Here is a 21,626-nt window from a genome sequence, read left to right on the forward strand (position 1 = left end):
TGGTAAGTTCTTGAGTTTTTAAGTTTTTGAGTTTTTAAGTTGGTAAGTTTGCAAGCTTTAAATTGAAGAAGCAGCACAAACCGTTCGCCCCCTCTCCCGTCCTATCAGGACAAACATATTGCCCCGAAGAACCCCCAAACTCAAAAACTTAAAAACTTAAAAACTCAAGAACTAAAAACCTCACTTCCCTGCCGGTTCCGGCCCCATGGTCAGTTCCAGCGTACCGCCTGCGGCCAGTTGCTGATGGGTGAAGAAAGGTTCGGTCAGTTCCTCGCCGTTCAGCACCATCTTCTGCACATATTTGTTGGCCGCGCTGTTGTTGGGAGCCACGATGGTGAAGTCTTTTCCATCCTTCAGGTGAATGACGGCTTTGTTGAACAGCGGACGACCGATGGAGTAGACAGGATTGCCGGGGCATACCTGATAGAAGCCCATGGCGTTCAGGATGTACCAGGCCGACATCTGTCCGCAGTCCTCATTGCCCGAAAGGCCGTTGGGGTCGTTGAAATAGAGGGTCTGCAGCACCTGGTCCACCAGTTCCTGAGTGCGGTCGGGCCGGCCTACGTAGTTGTACAAGTGGGTGATGTGGTGGCTCGGCTCGTTGCCGTGGGCATACTGCCCTATCAGTCCCGAAATGTCGGCCGACACGTTCTCGCCCTCCAGGGCCGAATCGGCCGTGAACAGCGAGTCCAACTTGCCGATGAAGGCCTCGCGGCCTCCCATCAGTTCCACCAGTCCGTCTATGTCGTGCGGCACAAACCACGTCCACTGCCAGGCTGTACCCTCGCAATAGTCATCGCTGCGGTGGTCGGACGAACGCGGATTGAAAGGCGTGCGCCAGTTTCCCTTGCTGTCCACACCGCGCATGAAGCGCACCGAGGGGTCGAAATACTTCCGGTAGCCATTGGCAAATTCCTGGTAGCGCTTCTGCCCTTCGGCATCGCCTGCCGCACCGGCCAGCACGGAGATACACCAGTCGTTGTAGGCATATTCCAGCGCCTTGGCCACCGCCTCGTTGTCCTTGTCGCAGGGCACATACCCCACCTTGTTCTTCCAGTACTTGGCGGGCGGCATCAGCTGGCTTCTCACCCAGCGGGTGGTGTTCTTCACGTTGACGGTGTCGTATTGCGAAGCCTGCACGCAAGCCTCGTAGGCCTCGTTCAGGTCAAAGCCGCGCGCGCCTTTCACGTAAGCGTCCGTTATCACAGAAACGGCATGATAGCCAATCATGGTACCCGTATAGTTGGCAGCCAGCTCCCACATGGGCAGGGTGCCGCCTTCGCGCTTCTTCAGCAGCAGCGTGCGGACGAAGTCCTGGTTGAGGTCGGGGTCTATGATGGTCATCAGCGGATGGAAGGCACGGAAGGTGTCCCACAGGGAGAAGATGGTATAGACCGGTTCTTCTTTCTTGCCCTGATGTATCTCCCAGTCCATGCCCCGGTAGCGGCCGTCCACGTCGCTGAAGAGATTGGGCTGCAAGCCCGTATGATAGAGAGCCGTGTAGAAGATGGTACGCTGGTCGGAATTGTCCGTATCAATGTCGATGCGTCCCAGGTAGTCGTTCCAAAGGTTGCGGGCCTCAGCACGCACGCCGTCAAAGTCCCATTCGGGCACTTCCGCCTCCAGGTTGCGGCGCGCGCCGTCCATGTCTACGCCGGATATGCCCACCTTCACCAGCACCTGCTCGTCTTTCTGCGTGGCAAAGCGCAACAGCGCTTTGGCCGTAGGCCGTTCAGCCTTGTCGCCGGGTGCCAGGGCAGGTTCGGTCAGCAACGTGTATTGGAACGGTTTGGAAAATTTGGCGTAAAAATAGAAGCGCTGGTCGGCAGCCCACGAGAAGGTGCTTTTCTGTCCCCGTATCTCGGTATCGCTCAACACCTCTATCACCATGTCCTTGTTGCGCTGACGTTGCAGGCTGTAGTCCAGGTCTACAATGATGCCCGCCTCGGCCGTCTCGGGGAAGGTGTAGCGATGGATGGCGGCCCGGCTCGTAGCGGTCAGTTCCGCCTTCACGCCGTAGCGGTCCAGTACGACGGAGTAATAGCCCGGCTCGGCCGTCTCGCGTTCGTGGCTGAAAGGAGAGGCATAAGCCGTCTGCTGGGCGTCGGCCGGAGTGGGCTCGAAATGCTGTTCGCCCACGGTGGGCATCAGCAACAGGTCGCCATAGTCGCCGATACCCGTCCCGCTGAGGTGCGTGTGCGAGAATCCGTTTATCGTTGAGTCTTCGTAATAATAACCCGAACAGGCATCCCATCCCGTCAGGCGTGTGTCTGGGCTGGGCTGTATCATTCCGTGGGGAACCACCGCCCCCGGGAAGGTATGTCCGTGTCCGCCGGTACCAATCAGCGGATTGACGTATGCGGCATAATCATTCGGAACGGCGGACGGACGGGAGGTACACAGACTGACCCCGACGCCCAACACCAGCAGGGCCGCAACCTGCATCGTGATTCTTTTCAGGTTTTTCATGGTTATTTTGAATTTAAGGGTTACTTTCATCCTTACTGCAATTCCGCTCCTGCGGAACCTGTCCGTTTAGTTTGGGTAAAGATACAATTATGTCGGACAGGACAGGTCCCGCACTCCGTTTCTTTAAAGTTTATTAACAACATTGGAACATGGAAGAATTTTGAAAGTCCAACCCATCCGCTTTTATCGGAAAAAGCGCCTCACCTCTTCAAATTATCTCGGTTAATTGTCGTACTTTTGCATGCAAAAAGTCACAATGAACTATACGACCTACCTTTTCGATTTCGACTATACGCTTGCCGACTCCTCGCGCGGCATTGTCATCTGCTACCGAAACGTGTTGACAAGCCACGGATATACCGAAGTGACGGACGAGGCCATCAAACGCACCATCGGGAAAACGCTGGAAGAATCATTTTCCATCCTCACCGGCGTTACGGACGAAGAACTGCTGGTCGGTTTCAGGCGAGAATACGTGCAAGAAGCCAACGTCCACATGACGGTGAACACCCGATTCTTCCCCGAAACCCGGACGGTACTGAAGGAACTGAAGGAACGTGGAGCACGCATCGGCATCATTTCCACCAAATACCGTTTCCGCATCCACGAACTGCTGGATCAGCACTTTGCAGACAATTTCATGGACATCATCGTGGGCGGAGAAGACGTACAGGCAGCCAAGCCCTCGCCCGAAGGACTGCTGCACGCCATCAACCGGCTGAATGCCGACAAGCGCCAAGTACTCTACATAGGCGACAGCACCGTAGATGCCGAGACTGCCCGGGCAGCCGGAGTAGACTTCGCAGGCATCACCCACGGAGTGACCACCGCCGAAGAACTGGCCCGCTATCCGCACGTCTGCATCATGACGTCACTGGAAGAGCTTTTGAATGAACAGGACTAAACCTGTCCGAAGCAGATGTCAGGAAAATATTTATAGATTTATTTGCTTGTCTGAAGCAAAAGCAGTAATTTTGTGCCCGATTATTCCGCACCGGGTCAGACAAAGAGCTTTCCAAGTGATTGGAGACCACCCGACGGAGCTAACTTATACATTATATATAAGAAATGTACGCAATTGTAGAAATCAACGGCCAGCAGTTCAAGGCAGAAGCTGGCAAGAAACTGTTTGTACACCACATGCAGAACGCAGAAGCCGGTGCAACAGTAGAATTTGAAAAGGTTCTTTTGGTAGACAAAGACGGCAACATCACCGTAGGCGCTCCCACAGTAGACGGCGCAAAGGTTGTTTGCGAAGTGGTTACCGCCCTCGTAAAAGGTGACAAGGTACTCGTTTTCCACAAAAAGAGAAGAAAAGGTTACCGCAAGCTGAACGGTCACCGTCAGCAATTCACAGAGTTGACAATCAAAGAAGTAGTAGCTTAATCAATTTAAAACAGTAAGAAGAAATGGCACATAAAAAAGGTGTCGGTAGTTCTAAGAACGGCCGCGAATCGGAAAGCAAAAGATTAGGCGTTAAGATATTCGGTGGCGAGGCTTGCAAGGCAGGCAACATCATCGTTCGTCAGAGAGGTACTGAATTCCATCCGGGTAACAACATCGGCATGGGCAAGGACCACACTCTTTACGCCCTGGTAGACGGAACTGTACAGTTCAAGGTAGGACGGGAAGACAGACGTTATGTTTCTGTAATCCCCGCAGAAAGCGCAGAAGCATAAGTTTTTGCCATATAAAAAAGAGACCAAAGGGATGCAATTAAAAGTTGCATCCCTTTCTTTTTTAGGAAAGAATGAACTACCTTTGTCCGTAAAAGAAAGGAGGAGCTTCTTATGAATACCATCGACCTGAATGCCTACCGCAACGAACTGGCACGCGAAATCCTCGCCACAGACAGCATCGAAGTGCTCGAAACCGTCTATCGGGCCTACCGGAAAGCTGTGAGCAAAGCGCAAAAGAGCCTTACCGTCCCCGCCCCCGAAGTTCAAGGGGACGAGTTTGCCGCTCATTGCAACGAGGAAACTGCCCCCTATTATACCCTGAAAGAACTGAACGACCGCATAGACGAAGCAGAAGCTCAAATTGCAGCGGGCGAAATACTGAGCAATGAAGAAGCCGATGCCGAACTGAAAGAAAAACTGCCATGGCTGAAATAATATGGACTCGTAGAGCCAACCATGAACGCATCGCACCGCTGAGCTATGTAGAAAAGACATTCGGCATACGCACTGCCGAACGAATATATGAACGCACCAACAGCTTCATCCATGCGCTGACCGCCCACCCTTTTTTAGGTTCTCCCGAACCTTTGCTCGAAAACCGTCGGACAGAATACCGCTCATTGGTCATTCACAAACATACCAAACTGATTTACCGGATACAGGCCGACAAGATATTCATCGTCGACTTGTGGGATACGAGGCGCGAACCCTCTCACCTGATAAGACGCATACGAGGCAAATAAAGCCGCCGACAGGTATAAACCTCTATGATTTTTCCTTATCTTTGTCCCGCAAAACCCTGCATAAAACCTCTAAATGGATTATAAACCGAACAGAATATAGATATGCTTACCATTAAACAAATCACTGAGAACACAGACGCGGTGATCCGCGGACTGGAAAAGAAGCATTTCAAGAATGCCAAAGAAGCCATTGAACAAGTGCTGGCCTTCAACAACAAACGTAAAAGCACCCAAGCCGTATTAGATAACAACCTCGCCGAGGTGAATACCCTCTCCAAATCCATCGGTATGCTGATGAAGGAAGGGAAGAAAGACGAGGCTGAAACCGCCAAGAGCCGCGTGGCCGAGCTGAAGGAAGCCAACAAGACCCTGCAGGCCGACATGGACCAGGCCGCACTGGACTTGCAACAGTTGCTCTACACCATCCCCAACGTACCCTACGACGAAGTGCCCGAAGGCGCTACCGCCGAAGACAACCTCGTTGTGAAGATGGGCGGCATGGAGACCGAGTTGCCCAAAGACGCCCTGCCCCACTGGGAACTGGCCAAGAAGTACGACATCATCGACTTCGACCTGGGCGTGAAAATTACCGGTGCCGGCTTCCCCGTCTACAAAGGCAAAGGCGCCCGTCTGCAACGTGCCCTCATCAACTTCTTCCTGGACGAAGCACGCGCATCAGGCTATACTGAAATCATGCCGCCCACGGTGGTGAATGCCGCTTCGGGCTACGGCACAGGCCAGCTGCCCGACAAGGAAGGCCAGATGTACCACTGCGAGGTGGACGACCTCTACCTTATCCCCACGGCTGAAGTACCTGTGACGAACATCTACCGCGATGTCATCCTCGACGAAAAGCAGCTTCCCATCAAGAACTGCGCCTACACCGAATGCTTCCGCCGCGAAGCCGGTTCCTACGGCAAGGACGTACGCGGACTGAACCGTCTGCACGAATTCTCGAAAGTAGAACTGGTGCGTATCGATACCCCCGAACACAGCAAGCAAAGCCATCAGGAAATGCTGGATCACGTAGAAGGCCTGCTCCAGAAGCTGGAACTGCCTTACCGTATCCTTCGCCTCTGCGGCGGCGACATGAGCTTCACAGCTGCCATCTGCTACGATTTCGAAGTGTATAGCGAAGCACAGAAGCGCTGGCTGGAGGTAAGTTCCGTATCCAACTTCGACACCTATCAGGCCAACCGCCTGAAATGCCGCTACCGCACAGCCGAGAAGAAGACCGAGCTGTGCCACACGCTGAACGGATCTGCCCTGGCCCTGCCGCGCATCGTGGCCGCCCTGCTGGAGAACAACCAGACCCCCGAAGGCATCCGCATCCCCAAGGCACTGGTGCCCTATTGCGGGTTTGACATGATAGACTGAAACTGAGCCCATAGAAAGAGGTGTGTCAGGAATCCCGTGCCGCTCATGACACCCGATACCGGCACACCTCTTCCTTTTCCATGAATTCCGCCCGTAGCGGGATGCAGCATATATTCTTTTAATCACTAACTTTAAATTCAATTTCTATGGACAACAAATCCAACAACTTCGCGTTGCCGCTGACATTCATCGGCATCATGTTCTTCGCAATCGGTTTTGCACTGGGCATCAACTCGCTGCTGGTACCCGTGCTGCAAGGGTCACTGGGCATCTCCAATGCCGCTTCCTACCTGATTATCGCAGCCACGTTCATTCCGTTCCTGGTATTCGGCTATCCCGCCGGACTTACCATCAAAGCCATCGGCTACAAGCGCACCATGTCGCTGTCGTTCATCATCTTTGCCGTGGCCTTCTACCTGTTCATCCTCTCGGCCGACTACAAAAGTTTCAGCCTCTTCCTGCTGGCCTCGTTCATCAGCGGTGCGGCCAATGCTTACCTGCAAGCATCCGTAAACCCCTACATCACCATTCTGGGTCCGCTGGAGAGTGCCGCCAAACGCATCAGTATCATGGGTATCTGCAACAAGATGGCGTGGCCCATACCGTCCATCTTCATCGTGTGGCTGCTGGGTAAGGACGTACACCTCATCGGCATTGAAGACCTGAACAAGCCGTTCATCATCATCATCTGCGCTTTCGTAGCCCTGGGCATCATGGCTTTCTTCGCTCCCCTGCCCGAAGTGAAAGCTGAAGGAGAGGACGAAAGCGACGCCTCGTCCAGTGCCTCCAGCTATGCCGCCGGCAAGACTTCCGTCTTCCAGTTCCCCCACTTGCTGCTGGGCTGTCTGGCCTTGTTCCTCTACGTAGGTGTTGAGACCGTTTCACTCGGAACGCTGGTAGACTATGCCAATTCACTCAAACTGCCGGGTGCGGCCAACTACGCCTGGATTGCCCCCATCGGCATCGTCATCGGCTACATCTGCGGCATCATCTTCATCCCGAAATACATCAGTCAGGCCGCCGCACTGAAGATATGCTCCATCCTGGCCATCATCGGTTCCCTGCTCGTGGTACTCACGCCGCAGGACATCTCCATCTACTTCATCTCGTTCATGGCACTGGGCTGCTCGCTGATGTGGCCTGCCCTGTGGCCGCTGGCCATGGCCGACCTGGGCAAGTTCACCAAGGCCGGTTCGTCGCTGCTCATCATGGCCATGTTCGGCGGTGCCGTCATCCCCACCCTCTACGGATGGCTGAAGGACGTCACCAGCCCACAGCAGGCCTACTGGCTCTGCTTGCCCTGCTTCCTGTTCATCCTCTACTACGGTGTATCGGGGTATAAGATTCGGACAAAATAAGAGGTAACCCCTCGGTGCTCATCAGACAGCACACAGATAACACTGATTAGGACAGATAACCACAGATTGGAAAACAAGATAAAGGAAAAATCCGTGGCCATCTGTCCTAATCTGCGTTTATCTGTGTGCCATCCCAGCATCCGCACAGTACACAAGATGAACTTTCTTACCATTCTTTCTTTGTTATTAACAAATAAGCCGTATCTTTGCAAAATCTATCAATCTGAAAGCAATTACGTAATTATAGAAACAAAATTAGTGGATAATGAACAAAATCATTAGCAAAGAACAATTTTCAGAGAAAGTGTTCAAGTTCGAGGTGGAAGCTCCGCTCATTGCCCGCTCGCGCAAGGCCGGCCACTTCGTCATCGTCCGCGTGGACGCCAAGGGAGAACGCATGCCGCTGACCATTGCCGGAGCCGACGTGCAGAAGGGCACCATCACACTGGTGGTGCAGGAAGTGGGTCTCTCCTCCACCAAGCTATGCCAACTGAACGTAGGCGACTATATCCTCGACGTAGTAGGCCCGCTGGGACAGGCCACTCACATCGAAAAGTTCGGCACGGTCGTATGTGCCGGAGGCGGCGTGGGCGTAGCTCCCATGCTGCCTATCATTCAGGCGCTGAAGGAAGCAGGCAACCGCGTCATCTCCGTACTGGCCGGACGCAGCAAAGACCTGATTATCCTCGAAAACGAAGTAAGGAAGTCGTCTGACGAAGTCATCATCATGACCGATGACGGCTCGTACGGTACTAAAGGTCTGGTGACCGAAGGCATCGAAAGCGTTATCAAACGCGAAAAGGTAGACAAATGCTTTGCCATCGGCCCCGCCATCATGATGAAGTTCTGCTGCCTGTTGACACAAAAATACAACATTCCGACCGACGTATCGCTGAACACCATCATGGTAGACGGCACAGGTATGTGCGGCGCCTGCCGCATCACCGTGGGCGGAAAGACGAAGTTCGTCTGCGTGGACGGCCCCGAATTCGACGGTCATCAGGTGGAATGGGACGAAATGTTCAAGCGTATGGGTTCATTCAAAGATGTGGAACGTGAGGAGATGAAGCACCTGGCCGAGTCTGTCTGCCACGCCATCCCGCAGGAAGAAGTTCAGACCGATACCACCGCCTCAGGAGGTCTGATGAAAGACAGCACTCCGATGGAAGAACTCCTCGACCGCAAAGCACCGTGGCGCGAAGCCCTGCGCAAGAGCATGAAGCCGAAGGAACGCACCGCCATTCCCCGCTGCCCGATGAATGAGCTCGACCCCGTTTACCGTGCCACAACCCGCACGGAGGAAGTGAATACGGGCTACACCAAAGAACAGGCCATGACCGAAGCCAAGCGCTGCCTGGACTGCGCCAACCCGACCTGCATGCAAGGATGCCCCGTCAGCATCAACATCCCGTCATTCATCAAAAACGTGGAACGCGGCGAGTTTCTCGAAGCCGCCCGTGTGCTGAAGCACACATCCTCGCTGCCTGCCGTCTGCGGCCGTGTCTGCCCGCAGGAAAAGCAGTGTGAAAGCCAGTGCATCCACCTGAAGATGAACGAGCCCGCCGTAGCCATCGGCAACCTGGAGCGTTTCGTGGCCGACTACGAACGCGAAAGCGGCAACATCATCCTGCCCGAGCTGGCACCGAAGAACGGCATCAAGGTAGCCGTTGTAGGTTCAGGACCTGCCGGTCTGAGCTTTGCGGGCGACATGGTGAAGTACGGTTACGACGTCACCGTCTTCGAGGCCCTGCACGAGATTGGCGGCGTGTTGAAATACGGTATCCCCGAATTCCGTCTGCCCAACAAGATTGTAGATGTTGAAATCAACAACCTCGAAAAGATGGGTGTGAAGTTCGTCAAGGACTGCATCATCGGCAAGACCGAAAGCGTGGAAGAACTGCAGAAGGAAGGCTACAAAGGCGTGTTCATCGCCTCGGGAGCCGGCCTGCCCAACTTTATGAACATACCGGGCGAGAACAGCGTGAACATCATGTCGAGCAACGAATACCTGACTCGCGTCAACCTGATGGATGCCTCTAACCCCGAGACAGACACCCCCATCAATCCTGCCAAACGCGTGATGGTGGTGGGCGGCGGAAACACGGCCATGGACTCCTGCCGCACGGCCAAGCGCCTGGGTGCCGAGAAGGTGTACATCGTCTACCGCCGCAGCGAGGCCGAAATGCCCGCCCGACTGGAAGAGGTGAAGCATGCCAAGGAAGAAGGTATCGAATTCCTGACCCTGCACAACCCGCTTGAATACATCGCCGACGAGAAAGGAGCCGTCAAGCAGGTCATCCTGCAAAAGATGGAACTGGGCGAACCCGACTCCAGCGGTCGCCGGAGCCCCGTGCCCATCCCCGGCGCAACAGTGACACTGGACATCGACATGGCCGTAGTGGCCGTAGGCGTTTCGCCCAACCCCATCGTGCCCAAGTCTGTCAAAGGCTTGGAACTGGGACGCAAGAACACCATTGCCGTGGACGACGACATGCAGAGCAACATCCCCATGATTTATGCCGGAGGCGACATCGTGCGCGGCGGTGCCACCGTCATCCTGGCCATGGGCGACGGACGTCGTGCGGCTGCAGCCATGCACGCCAACCTGCAGGAATGACAATACCGACCTGCACCTGGTACACCAATCCGAATCAGCTACAAAGCCCCTTCTGCCCCCCGTTCATCTTTCAACCGAAAGAGAGACGGGAAAGGCTAAAGGGGCTTTTCCATGTCCGAGCAAATTATTCCAATCCGCCTTTGGACAGATAGTTCGTAAGCATTCGGACAAACCGGAAAAGCAGGATAAAAGAAGCCCCGTCGGCAAGCAGGTATCCAATACCTGGCTCGCGGACGGGGCTTGTCTTGCTTCGCCTCTCCCTCTGGAGAAATACAGGCTTATTTCACGACGCTGTTGGTCTGCGGATCGGGGAAGATGACCGTCGGCTTGAACGACTTGGCCTCTTCAAAATCCATCAACGCGTACGACATGATGATGACAATGTCATCGGGCTGCACCTTGCGGGCCGCCGCGCCGTTCAGACAAATCTTGCCCGAACCGCGTTCACCTTTAATGATGTAAGTTTCAAAACGTTCACCGTTGTTGTTGTCGGTAATGCATACCTTTTCACCGGCAATCATGTTGGCGGCATCCATCAGGTCTTCGTCAATTGTGATGCTTCCCATGTAGTTCAGGTTGGCTTCTGTCACACGGGCACAATGGATTTTGGACTTCAACACTTCAATCATCATAAGACTGCTTCTTTTTTTTGCGATTAAGTTTATTCTTTATACTTGATATTGTCTATCAGACGGACTTCACCGCAGAACACCGTGATACAGCCCACGGCATAAGAAGTGTCCGCCCAATCGGCAATCTTCTGCAACGTTTTGCCGTCCACCAGTTCGAAGTATTCCAGACGCAGGCCCGGAGCGGCTGCAATGCTGTCTTCCACGAACTTCTGTGTCTCGGCCACCGTATGCGAGGCCGCAAAGGTACGACTTTCAAACAATGTCTGCGAAATTTTTAAGGCATTTTGACGTTCTTCGGCCGAAAGGCGTGCATTACGACTGCTCAGAGCCAGGCCGTCGGCCTCACGGACGATGGGACAACCCACAATTTCGAGGGGGAATTTCATCTGACGCACCATCTCGCGGATAATGGCCAGCTGTTGGAAATCCTTCTCACCGAAGTAAGCGCGGTCGGGCTTCACCATATCGAACAGCTTGCTCACAATCTGGCAGACACCGTTAAAGTGTCCCGGACGGTATTTACCCTCCATCACCGTGTCGAGCGGTGCAAAACTGAACTGGCGTGTGTCGGGTTCAGGGTAAATCTCCTCTACCGAAGGGGCAAAAACCACAGCGGCTCCGCACTCCTCCAGCAGTTGGCAGTCAGCATCAAGTGTACGCGGATACTTGGCCAAATCGTTTTTGTCGTTGAACTGGGTGGGATTGACAAAAACGCTGACTACGGCAGCATCATTCTCGGCCACGCAACGTTTCACCAACGAAGCATGTCCGGCATGTAAAGCACCCATCGTGGGCACCAGTCCCACCGTTTTTCCTTGGGCTCTACGGGCCGCAAGAGCGGCCTGCAAGTCCTTGATAGTATGTACTATTTCCATTTTGATTGGTTAATGATAACTTGTTCTTTTTGAAAAACGGTGCAAAATAAACCATTATTTGCCACATAAAGAAGAAATATCGTAAATTAATGCAAAAGTTTCCACAAGCGGCAGAGAAACGACGATTGCTTGTAGCACTGAAAAACAGACAGTTAACAAAACATAAGGAATTATAAGCCAACCCGATTTGCCTTATTGACCGATTTTTTTTATATCTTTGCCAAATAATTGAGAATTGTTATTATGGCAAAGGCTAACAAGGTTTTATTTATTACACAAGAGATTACCCCATACGTTTCAGAGACCGAAATGTCCCTTGTAGGCAGGAATCTGCCGCAGGCAATTCAAGAAAGAGGCAGAGAAATCAGAACTTTCATGCCCAAGTGGGGGAACATCAACGAACGTAGAAACCAGCTGCATGAAGTGATACGACTCTCCGGTATGAACCTCATCATTGACGATACCGACCATCCGCTCATTATCAAAGTCGCTTCCATCCAGTCTGCACGTATGCAGGTCTATTTTATCGACAACGATGACTACTTCCAGAACCGTCTGCAAATCACGGACGAAAATGGTGAAGAATATGAAGACAACGACGCACGCACCATCTTTTACGCACGCGGCGTACTGGAAACGGTGAAGAAGCTGCGCTGGTGCCCCGACATTATCCACTGCCACGGCTGGATGACGGCACTCGCCCCCCTATACATCAAAAAAGCATACAAAGACGAACCTTCATTCAGAAACGCGAAGGTAGTGTTTTCCTTGTACGGGGATGACTTCAAACAGCCTTTCCACGCAGACTACCCCAGCAAACTGATGCTGAAAGGGATTGCCAAGAAGGACGTGGCTGCGCTGAAAGAGCCGATTGACTATAACACGCTCTGTAAACTGGCCATCAATTTCTCAGACGGAGTCATCCAACAGAGTCCGCAAGTGGACGAAAGTCTGTTGGAATATGCCCGACAAAACGGCAAGCCCGTGTTGGACTATTGCGCACCCGAAACGTTCAGCGATGCCTGCAACGAATTCTATGATAAAGTTTGGGAAGCCGAACAATAAACTTCAAAACCATGAAAGTGATGAAAGCAAAATACGTGGGAATGGTTCTTTTGACCGTCCTGACTCTCTTTGGATGCGATGACAACACCGGCAAACTGGGCATGGAAATGCTTCCAGTGACAGACGGTTTGTCCGCACATACCACAACATTTGATGTATCGACCCGTTCGGTCAAAGCAGAAAACGTGTACTCCAAAACCAGTACGGGCTATATCGGAAAATTCAGCGACCCCTTGTTTGGCTACTACGAATCCAGCTTCCTGAGCGAGCTGAACTGTACAGACAACTACACTTTCCCGGCCGTTTACAAGGAAAGTGCCGACGGATTGAGCGGTACGGGTATGATGGCCGGAGACTCGGTAGTATCCATCCAGCTGGTACTCTATTATTCAACTTGGTTCGGCGATTCATTGAACGCCTGCCGCATGAGCGTCTACGAACTGAACGACAACTGGCTGACAGCCCGCAAAGACCCGTCAAACTACCGCTATACAGACTTCGACGCCAGCCAATATTACAATACATCCGACCTTTTGGGACGGAGAGCTTACACCGCCTACGACGCCTCGGTGCCCGACTCCATCAGAAACGCCACCGACTCTTACGGTTACAGCCTCTACTACCCGAGCATCAGCTTCCCATTAAGCAAAGAACGGGGCAATGAGATACTTCGGGCCAACCGCGCTACCAACGGCTTCAAGAACTCAGAATACTTTATCAACAACATCTTCAAGGGCATCTACGCCAAGAGTGATTATGGAGACGGAACCATACTCTATATAGACCGCGTAGACTTGCAGATGCAATTCCGCTTCCACTATCTGGACGAAACGACCGGACTTGCCCTGAAGAAGAAAAGCGACGACGAATATGGAAAAGCCGGAGAAGACTCCTTGTATTACAGTACGGCAACCGTATTCGCCTCCACTAAGGAAGTGATTCAGGCCAACAAATTCAGCAATTCGGACAAATTGCAGGAAAGGCTGGACGAAACGGACTGGACTTACATCAAGTCTCCCGCAGGCATCTTTACCGAAGCCACCCTTCCCTATGACAACATTTACGAGGAACTGCTAGGCGATACACTGAATGCCGTCAAACTGACATTCACCAACTACAACCAGAAAAATGACGACTACGCATTCAGCATGAGCACCCCCAGCAACGTGCTGCTGATACGAAAAAAAGATGTGCGTGCATTCTTTGAGGAAAACCAGTTGCCTGACAACGTGACTTCATACACCGTTTCACACAACAACGTTGCCACCAACCAATATACTTTCAACAACATTGCCCGCCTGATTACAACCTGCATCAATGAAAAGAATGCAGCAAAAAAAGAAGCCGGCAGTACGTGGGATGAAGCCAAGTGGAAGGAAGAGAATCCCGATTGGGACAAAGTATGGCTAATTCCTGTTACCGTCACCTACGACAGCAGCAGCAGCCCCCAATTGATAGGCTTGCAAAACGACCTGAAGCCCAGCTACGCCAAACTGAAAGGCGGAATAAACACGCCACTCAAGCTGGAAGTCACTTACACGACTTTCAACGAATAAACAGGCCTCAGCATAAGATTTTACATTTATCCAACTATCCGGAGACAATGAGCAGTCGCAGTACTACCACTGAATGGAACAAGGTACTGCGACTGTTCTTTTATCCCCCCACACATGAAGACTAATCGTCAAAGCCACACCACTTTCCCCTTGAACAGGATACAGACTTAATACATTTCCGAATCTGTCTGAAGCGATATGCCCCTATATTCACTCACACAGCTCTGATGGTCCCAAATAGACAGTGTTGTAATGCCTTCACAGCATTCCCACAGACCATTCAATCTGCCACCGCCATCACACCCGCCAGTGTTACATCATCTTTTTACCGCCACACAAAGCAGTTCCTCCATGCTTGCATGGTGATTCCACCACACTTGCATGGTCTGTGGTCCGCACTTGAATGGTCCAAACCCGATGCTTGCATGGTTCGGTTAGTCGCCAACGCCTGTATCCTGCAGACAAGACGGAACAGATGAACACAACTGAGTAGAAAATCCCTCACTCCCTCTTAATCCTGTTTTTCCAGATTATCCTTCACCGTTTCAAAAGCAGGTCTCTGACGTTGATTTACAAAAAGTTAGTGTGAACCTTCATGTTTCACCGTCCTGTGAGTGTGTTTGTTGTGTGTTTTCCTGAATCAGGTTGACTCCTTTTAGCCAGATTACTACTATAGGTTTACTCATGAATGTTTATTCCTGGCACAGGTTTACCAACCTTTTCACACGATTTCCAAGAACTGTGTTTCCTGATTTAGGCCACAAAGATTCACACATTATTATTTAAGTTTCAGATTATCAAGTTGAATAAGCCTGCGGAAATCCGGTTAACGTTGTAAGACGTTATTTTGAGAGGACAAATAAGAAACGGGACTGTGAGAGGACAAAAAAAACAGAGGGATGCATTTTCTGCATCCCCCTGTCCCAGCAATCTATTCTTAAAAAGAAATGCTTATTCTTCCTTCTTGGCAGGCTTGCGGGTAGTCTTCTTGGCGGCAGGCTTTTTGTCTTCGGTTGCCAGCTTGGCTTGCGCCTTGGACAATTCCTTTTGCAACGCTTCAATCTCGTCTCCCTGATTCTTGATGGTAGTGAGCAGAGCGTTGAGTTCTTCGTTGTCGATGTCTACCGGATAGAGTGAGTTCACACGGCTGATGAAATCGCCCAAAATGTTCATGTAGTTGGTGAACGCATCGTAGGGAGATTCATAGATGCCGCGGTTCAGACCTACGCCGTTGTTCTTGGTAGTCATGAAGCGGAAGTTGTTGCTGGCCTGCAAATAGTCCCAATCCTGCTTGATGCGGCGGTCGTCGCAGATGCGGACACGGTCGGCCACACTGTAGAGCTTGTTGAAGGCCTCACGCTGCATGCCGTTGCCCAGCCAGCAGCTGGTGTCTCTTTCTTCGTCCACCCAAGACAACGGATAAGGTACGTCCAACTGAGAGACGGATTTCAGCTTCGTCAGGATTTCGGTCGGAGTGGAGAAAGTGATGCCCTTTTCCTTGGCACAGATGGGCAGAGCCTTCAGGAATTCCAGAATGTTGGAAGACAGCGGCTGGGACATGCCCAATGCGCAAAGTTCCATGAAGATGTTGATGACCTGCTCTTCCTGCGGCAGGGAGTCAATCCAGCCGATGTACTTGTCGGCAAACAAGGGATATTCGTTCCACTCGGAATTGGAGAAGCGCAGGCTGATGTCGTCGGACAGCTTGTAGTCACGCAACAGCAGCTTCAGGTTGGGGTTCATGTTGCAGTGATATACATAGTGCGGACTCTTCCATCCCAAGATATGTTTGGCACCTTCGGTCAGCATACCCTTGAAGCCCATGCTGGCTACCACGGCACCAATCTCGTCGTTGTAAATCAAGCTTGAGTTGCGGAACACCTTCGGTTTCTTGCCGAACATTTGTTTCATCTTGAGAGCCTGGCGTTCCACTTCTTCCTTGAAGCATTCTTCATTGGCCAAAGATGAAAGGCCGTGCGAATAAGGTTCTGCCAGGAATTCGCAGCAGCCGGTATCGTTCAACTGATGCAACAGTTCGATGACGGCCGGCGCATGGATTTCAAGCTGCTCCAAAGCGACACCCGAAATGGACAACGCCACCTTGAATGCTCCGCCCGAATTCTTGGCCATTTCAATCAGCGTGTTCAGGGCAGGAATGTAGGAGCGTTCAGCCACCTCATTGATACTGGTCTCGTTGGCATAATCATCGTAATAGTAATGATCGTTGCCTATATCAAAGAAACGATAGCGTTTCAGATGAATGATTTGATGTATTTCAAAATAAAGACAGATAGTTCTCATTTCTATTCTATTTTATTGTTTTAGTATTTACCATAGTTTCTCAGCACATCTTCATAAAGAGCACGGATTCTCAGGCCGACCTTCTCCCAGGTAATGCCGTCCACTTCCTTCTTGCCCTCTTCCTGCAAGTACTGGAAGAGCGACGGATAGTTGCAGATGGCATAAATGGCATCAGCCATAGCGTGAATATCCCAATAGTCTACCTTGATGACCTTGTCGAGTATCTCGCCGCATCCGGACTGCTTGGAGATGATGGAAGGCGTACCGCACTGCATAGCTTCGAGCGGGGCTATACCGAAAGGCTCAGAAACGGAAGGCATCACAAATACATCGCTGTTCTTATAAACTTCATACACCTGCTTGCCCTTCATGAATCCCGGGAAGTGGAAGCGGTCGGCAATGCCGCGCTCAGCAGCCAGGTGAATCATGGCGTTGAGCATGTCTCCGGAACCGGCCATCACGAAACGGATGTTGCGGGTGCGGCGCAATACCATGGCGGCTGCTTCCACGAAGTATTCCGGTCCCTTCTGCATGGTGATACGGCCCAGGAAGGTAACCACCTTCTCCTTGGAATGGTCGGGACGGGGAATGTCCTGATATTCCTGCGACAGCGGATACACCGCATTGTGCATGGCAAATACCTTGCGCGGATCCTGATGGTACTCGTTGATGACCGTGCGACGTGTCAGTTCAGATACACACATGATGCAGTCGGCATAGTCCATACCGTTCTTCTCGATGGAATAGACCTGCGGGTTGACCTTGCCGCGCGAGCGGTCAAAGTCGGTGGCATGTACGTGGATGCACAACGGTTTGCCGCTGACCATCTTGGCATGTACGCCGGCCGGATAAGTCAGCCAGTCGTGAGCATGGATAATGTCGAACTGCTCCTTGCGGGCCACTACGCCGGCTATGATGGAGAAGTTATTGATTTCGTCGTGCAGATTGCCCGGATAACCGCCGGCAAACTCCATGCAGCCAAGGTCATTGACGTGCATGTACGAGAAGTCTGCATAAATGTGGTCTCGGTAGGCATAGTAGTCTTCCGGAGTCATCTGACCATACAGGCGCGACTTCAATCCGTCGTAATCCCAATCGCGCCACACAATGGGCACCTGATTCATGCCCACTATCTTCAGGAACTGTTCCTCCTGCCCTGTGGGTTTCGGCATACAGAAAATGGTTTCCATATCCCCTTGCAGGCTCAAGCCCTTAGTGATGCCGTACGAAGCTACTGCAAGGCCACCATATATTTTGGGAGGAAATTCCCAACCAAACATTAAAACTCTCATCCTTTTTCCTCCTCATATAAATTATACTTGGACAATAATTTCAATATTCTCAAGATTTCGGCCACGTTCATGGCGAAGGAGACGGCTCCACGTCCGGTGAACGGCGGGTTACCGTCGAACAGCTCGGGCAACGTACCGATGCAGTGACAGGTCATTTCATCTTCCATGCCAATCAGGTAACGCTCTACAAACGAGATACCGCCCATCTTGTAGATGCGCAGGTATGCCTCCATATAGAAGCCCATCAGCCACGGCCATGCCGTACCTTGATGATATGCGTAATCTCTCTGAATCTGCGGGCCCACATAGTAGGGGTTGTAACCGCCGCTCTTCGGGCTGAGCGTACGCAATCCCTTCGGAGTCAGCAATTCCTTGGTAACAATGTCGAGCACCTGTTTCTTCTGCGCGCGGTCCAGCGGAGAATAGTCGAACGCCACGGTGAATATCATGTTGGGACGTACGCTCCAGTCCATCATGTAACCGTCCACGTAGTCGAACAGATAACCGTATTCATTGCGGAAGACCGCCACAAACGACTTGCCGGTAATCTCTGCCTGAGCATTCAGTTCGTCGGACAAGGCTACATTGCCTGCCTCGCGAACCATGTCGGCCACAAAGCGGAGCGCATTGTACCACAGAGCGTTGATTTCTACCACGTAGCCCGTACGCGGGATGACCGGACGGCCGTTTGCTGTGGAGTTCATCCACGTCACCGCCTTTTCCGTACCGTTGGTGTAAAGCAGGCCGTTGTCGTGCAAGAAGAGGTTATCATGTTTCCTTCCGCGGATGAAAGCCATGATGTCTACCATCAGTTGACCGTACTTGGCCCTGCACTGCTCGCGCGAGGTGCTCTTGGCATATTGTTGCAACGTCCAGATGGCCCACAGCAGGATATCGGGATGTTCCATTTCATAGATTTTGCAAGTGGAAGGTTCGCCGTTCATAAACTCGTAAACAGCCTTTACGGCAGTCTTCATCACATCCTCGAACTGGTCAATTTCATCTACTGCCAGCGTCAAGCCCGGCAACGAGATGAACAGGTCACGCGCACGGCACTTGAACCACGGATAGCCGGCCAGCACATAGTGCTCATCACCCTGCTTGTTGTGGAACTGGTGTGCGGAGTTGACCAGACAGTGATAGAAGCTGTCGCGCGGAGTACGGTCTGCCACTTCGGCCTCGAACGTCTGCTTCAGTTTACGCGTAGAGATTTCAGATATACCGGCCGAGAAGACGATGCTCTCGCCTTTTTTGATATCCACTTCAAAATAGCCGGGAACATACAGGTCTTCGTTGAAGTCATAGCCACGCTCCTGTTCTTTAGAATACTCTATGCCCCGATACCAATCCGGCTGGAAGTGGAATTCATTCTTCTTGTTCAACTGCATGAACAGTTCGGGATAGCCGGGATACATACAGGTCTTGATGCCGTTCTCTACCTCCTGGTAGTCGCGGCTGGCCTGCGCATTCTCGTGGGTGTACTCGCGAACGCTACGGAACGCCAAGAAAGGACGGAAACGAAGAGTGGTTGCCGAATGGGCATCTACCAAGGTGTATCGGATCAGAATCCGGTTTTCATGATGTACAAAAATCTTTTCCTTACGGAGGATAACGCCTCCCACACGGTAAGTGGTAGCCGGGATGTGTTCGCAGTCAAACTCGCGGATGTACTTGTGCCCGTTCGGGCTGTAATGATTTCCTTGATATTTGTGCAATCCCAAATTAAACTCTGCACCGTGCTGAATTACCGTTTCATCCAAAGAAGAAAGCAACACATGATTTTCGTCATCCAGATTGGGGACCGGAATCACCAACAATCCATGATATTTGCGTGTGTTACAATCTACAATTGTTGTACAATGATAAGCACCTGACTTATTCGACCGCAGAATCTCCCTTGGCAACGATTCCTGCAGATTAATCATCAGGGTCTTGTCAAATCGTAAATAACTCATAGTTGCGCATTATTTTAAAGGTTAATTACTCAGGTAGTATTATGTTGATATAAGATGTAGCAATGCCCAAAAGTACAAATTAAACCCTACAAACAAAATAAAAAGTCGGCTTTTTTTTCGGTTTTTAGTCAAATAATGAGTAGTATTGTGCAGAATTCAAACTTTTATGCATAAAAATGAAACAAGATATACGTAGAATAGCTCTGGCGGCCGTTATACCACTGTTTCTGCTGTTTGTGCTGTACATGCTGAAGATACTGGAAAGCGGTATGGACTGGGATTTCACACGTCTGGGAGTCTATCCGCTCCAGAAGCGTGGAGTGTTTGGCATTTTTGCCCATCCGCTGGTACACAGCAGCTTCAAACACCTGTTTGCCAATACCGTTCCGCTGTTTTTCCTTTCCTGGTGCCTGTTCTATTTTTACAGACACACAGCCCCCTACATCCTGTTCGCCATCTGGATAGGCTGCGGAGCGTTGACCTTCCTTATCGGGAAGCCCGGATGGCACGTAGGAGCCAGCGGGCTCATCTACGGGCTGGCCTTCTTCCTGTTCTTCAGCGGACTGATACGCAGGCATATACCCCTTATAGCCATTTCACTGCTGGTAACCTTTCTCTACGGCGGACTGATATGGAACATGTTTCCCTATTTTGCCAAAGCCGGCACCTCGTGGGAAGGACATCTCAGCGGAGCCATCGCGGGCACGCTATGCTCCATCGCCTTCATGGGCTACGGTCCACAACGTCCCGAACCCTTTGCCGACGAACAAGACGACGAAGAAGAAGGAGAAGAAGAACACTACTGGATGACAGACGAAAATTCCGAACGTTCCGGGACGGAAGAAGACCCTCACGCCCCTGACGGTTTGCAAAACTTCAAGAAATAATAAAAAAAACAAAAAGAGGGCAACAGGTTTTACAGTAGCCGACGATTATATCTACATTTGCTCTAAAACAAGAAGCATAAACTACATGGATACAATGTTCGATACTTTACTGCAGCTTCCTCTCTTTCAAGGACTGGCTCAAGAAGACTTCACCAATATTCTGGGAAAAGTCAAGCTCCACTTTGTCAGACATAAAGCAGGAGTATGCATCATCAAGGCAGGAGAGGTATGCAATCGCCTTGTGTTCGTACTGAAAGGCGAGGTGGAAGCCTTTACGACAAAAGCCGATATCCCTTACGGCGTGACGGAGTTTTTCCAAGCCCCGTATCTGCTGGAGCCCCAATCCATGTTTGGCATGAACACTTCGTTTGTCACCAACTATACAGCCTCTGCCGAAACAGACACTGTAAGCATCAGCAAGTCATTTGTACTGAACGAGCTGTTCAAATATGAGATTTTCCGTCTGAACTATATGAACATCATCAGCAACCGGGCACAGAACCTGAACGGCCGTTTCTGGACAAAGGCCGACGAAGGACTTGAAAGCCATATTGCCAACTTCATCCTGAACCGTACAGAACGTCCGGCAGGCCGGAAAATCATCAAAATCAAGAAAGAGGACCTCGCGGTGATTGTGAACGACACCCGCATGGGAGTCTCCAAAGCCCTGAACAACATGCAGCAGGCCGGACTGCTGGAACTTCGCAGGGGCGAGATTGTAATTCCTGACGCGGCAAGGCTGCGCGATGCCGTAGCCGGCTGACCCTGAGCACCGCCCGTCCCCCCCTCCTTCAAGAAACAGGAAAGGCTTTGCCCGCAG

Annotated in this window: 17 protein-coding genes and 1 pseudogene; 12 read left to right on the plus strand and 6 right to left on the minus strand. The window is 51.6% G+C overall.

Annotated elements, in window-relative coordinates; genetic code table 11:
- Window positions 1–180: 180 nt before the first annotated feature.
- Window positions 181–2,469, minus strand: a complete 2,289-nt coding sequence (locus Q1Y74_RS01475) for a GH92 family glycosyl hydrolase (RefSeq protein ID WP_300811925.1) — start codon at window positions 2,467–2,469, stop codon at window positions 181–183.
- Window positions 2,470–2,725: 256 nt separating this feature from the next.
- On the opposite strand from Q1Y74_RS01475, the pseudogene Q1Y74_RS01480 reads away from it, so the two are divergent.
- The 8 genes and pseudogenes from Q1Y74_RS01480 to Q1Y74_RS01515 form a co-directional block, all read left to right on the plus strand.
- Window positions 2,726–3,358 (plus strand): annotated as a pseudogene (locus Q1Y74_RS01480) (HAD-IA family hydrolase); the annotation flags it as partial.
- Between the two features lie 179 nt (window positions 3,359–3,537).
- Window positions 3,538–3,855, plus strand: a complete 318-nt coding sequence (rplU, locus tag Q1Y74_RS01485; protein WP_300811927.1) for a 50S ribosomal protein L21 — start codon at window positions 3,538–3,540, stop codon at window positions 3,853–3,855.
- A 23-nt stretch (window positions 3,856–3,878) separates the two neighbouring features.
- Window positions 3,879–4,148, plus strand: a complete 270-nt coding sequence (gene rpmA, locus Q1Y74_RS01490) for a 50S ribosomal protein L27 (protein WP_300811928.1) — start codon at window positions 3,879–3,881, stop codon at window positions 4,146–4,148.
- Between the two features lie 111 nt (window positions 4,149–4,259).
- Window positions 4,260–4,583 (plus strand): hypothetical protein, encoded by a 324-nt coding sequence (locus Q1Y74_RS01495; protein WP_300811929.1) that lies wholly within the window; start codon window positions 4,260–4,262, stop codon window positions 4,581–4,583.
- Window positions 4,571–4,891, plus strand: a complete 321-nt coding sequence (locus Q1Y74_RS01500) for a type II toxin-antitoxin system RelE/ParE family toxin (RefSeq protein WP_300811930.1) — start codon at window positions 4,571–4,573, stop codon at window positions 4,889–4,891. Before Q1Y74_RS01495 ends, Q1Y74_RS01500 begins: the two co-directional genes overlap by 13 nt.
- Window positions 4,892–4,993: 102 nt before the next feature.
- A complete protein-coding gene (serS, locus tag Q1Y74_RS01505; RefSeq protein WP_300811931.1) occupies window positions 4,994–6,268 on the plus strand; it encodes a serine--tRNA ligase in 1,275 nt (424 codons plus the stop codon).
- Window positions 6,269–6,414: 146 nt separating this feature from the next.
- The gene (gene gluP, locus Q1Y74_RS01510) at window positions 6,415–7,626 is read left to right on the plus strand and encodes a glucose/galactose MFS transporter (RefSeq protein WP_300811932.1); all 1,212 of its coding nucleotides are present in this window, start codon (window positions 6,415–6,417) and stop codon (window positions 7,624–7,626) included.
- 265 nt (window positions 7,627–7,891) lie between these two features.
- Entirely contained in the window at window positions 7,892–10,243 is a 2,352-nt protein-coding gene (locus tag Q1Y74_RS01515; protein ID WP_300811933.1) for a bifunctional dihydroorotate dehydrogenase B NAD binding subunit/NADPH-dependent glutamate synthase, read from the plus strand.
- Window positions 10,244–10,521: 278 nt separating this feature from the next.
- Here the strand turns inward: Q1Y74_RS01515 and panD are convergent, their stop codons facing one another.
- Entirely contained in the window at window positions 10,522–10,875 is a 354-nt protein-coding gene (panD, locus tag Q1Y74_RS01520; RefSeq protein ID WP_300811935.1) for an aspartate 1-decarboxylase, read from the minus strand.
- Window positions 10,876–10,904: 29 nt separating this feature from the next.
- Window positions 10,905–11,750 carry a pantoate--beta-alanine ligase gene (gene panC / locus Q1Y74_RS01525; RefSeq protein WP_300811936.1) on the minus strand — a complete coding sequence of 282 codons (846 nt, stop codon included), beginning with the start codon at window positions 11,748–11,750 and terminating at the stop codon, window positions 10,905–10,907.
- A 243-nt stretch (window positions 11,751–11,993) separates the two neighbouring features.
- Between panC and Q1Y74_RS01530 the strand changes: the two genes are divergently transcribed.
- On the plus strand, window positions 11,994–12,815 hold the full coding sequence (locus Q1Y74_RS01530; RefSeq protein ID WP_300811937.1) for a glycogen/starch synthase: 822 nt from the start codon (window positions 11,994–11,996) through the stop codon (window positions 12,813–12,815).
- Between the two features lie 20 nt (window positions 12,816–12,835).
- Window positions 12,836–14,371 (plus strand): DUF4270 domain-containing protein, encoded by a 1,536-nt coding sequence (locus tag Q1Y74_RS01535; RefSeq protein ID WP_300811938.1) that lies wholly within the window; start codon window positions 12,836–12,838, stop codon window positions 14,369–14,371.
- A 951-nt stretch (window positions 14,372–15,322) separates the two neighbouring features.
- On the opposite strand, the gene Q1Y74_RS01540 is transcribed toward Q1Y74_RS01535, so the two are convergent.
- From Q1Y74_RS01540 to Q1Y74_RS01550, 3 genes are read right to left on the minus strand one after another with little or no spacing between them, the layout of a single operon-like run.
- Window positions 15,323–16,672 carry an alpha-amylase gene (locus Q1Y74_RS01540; RefSeq protein ID WP_300811939.1) on the minus strand — a complete coding sequence of 450 codons (1,350 nt, stop codon included), beginning with the start codon at window positions 16,670–16,672 and terminating at the stop codon, window positions 15,323–15,325.
- A 20-nt stretch (window positions 16,673–16,692) separates the two neighbouring features.
- A complete protein-coding gene (locus Q1Y74_RS01545) occupies window positions 16,693–17,964 on the minus strand; it encodes a glycosyltransferase family 4 protein (RefSeq protein ID WP_300811940.1) in 1,272 nt (423 codons plus the stop codon).
- Entirely contained in the window at window positions 17,961–19,919 is a 1,959-nt protein-coding gene (locus tag Q1Y74_RS01550) for a glycogen debranching enzyme N-terminal domain-containing protein (RefSeq protein WP_300811941.1), read from the minus strand. Before Q1Y74_RS01550 ends, Q1Y74_RS01545 begins: the two co-directional genes overlap by 4 nt.
- Before the next feature lie 176 nt (window positions 19,920–20,095).
- Here Q1Y74_RS01550 and Q1Y74_RS01555 point away from each other — a divergent pair, with 176 nt between their 5' ends.
- Both Q1Y74_RS01555 and Q1Y74_RS01560 read left to right on the plus strand, forming a co-directional pair.
- The gene (locus Q1Y74_RS01555; RefSeq protein WP_300811942.1) at window positions 20,096–20,806 is read left to right on the plus strand and encodes a rhomboid family intramembrane serine protease; all 711 of its coding nucleotides are present in this window, start codon (window positions 20,096–20,098) and stop codon (window positions 20,804–20,806) included.
- An 85-nt stretch (window positions 20,807–20,891) separates the two neighbouring features.
- The gene (locus tag Q1Y74_RS01560; RefSeq protein ID WP_300811943.1) at window positions 20,892–21,569 is read left to right on the plus strand and encodes a Crp/Fnr family transcriptional regulator; all 678 of its coding nucleotides are present in this window, start codon (window positions 20,892–20,894) and stop codon (window positions 21,567–21,569) included.
- The last annotated feature ends 57 nt before the right edge of the window (window positions 21,570–21,626 follow it).

Origin of the sequence: uncultured Bacteroides sp. (assembly GCF_949298305.1) — a bacterium.
Lineage (GTDB): Bacteria > Bacteroidota > Bacteroidia > Bacteroidales > Bacteroidaceae > Bacteroides.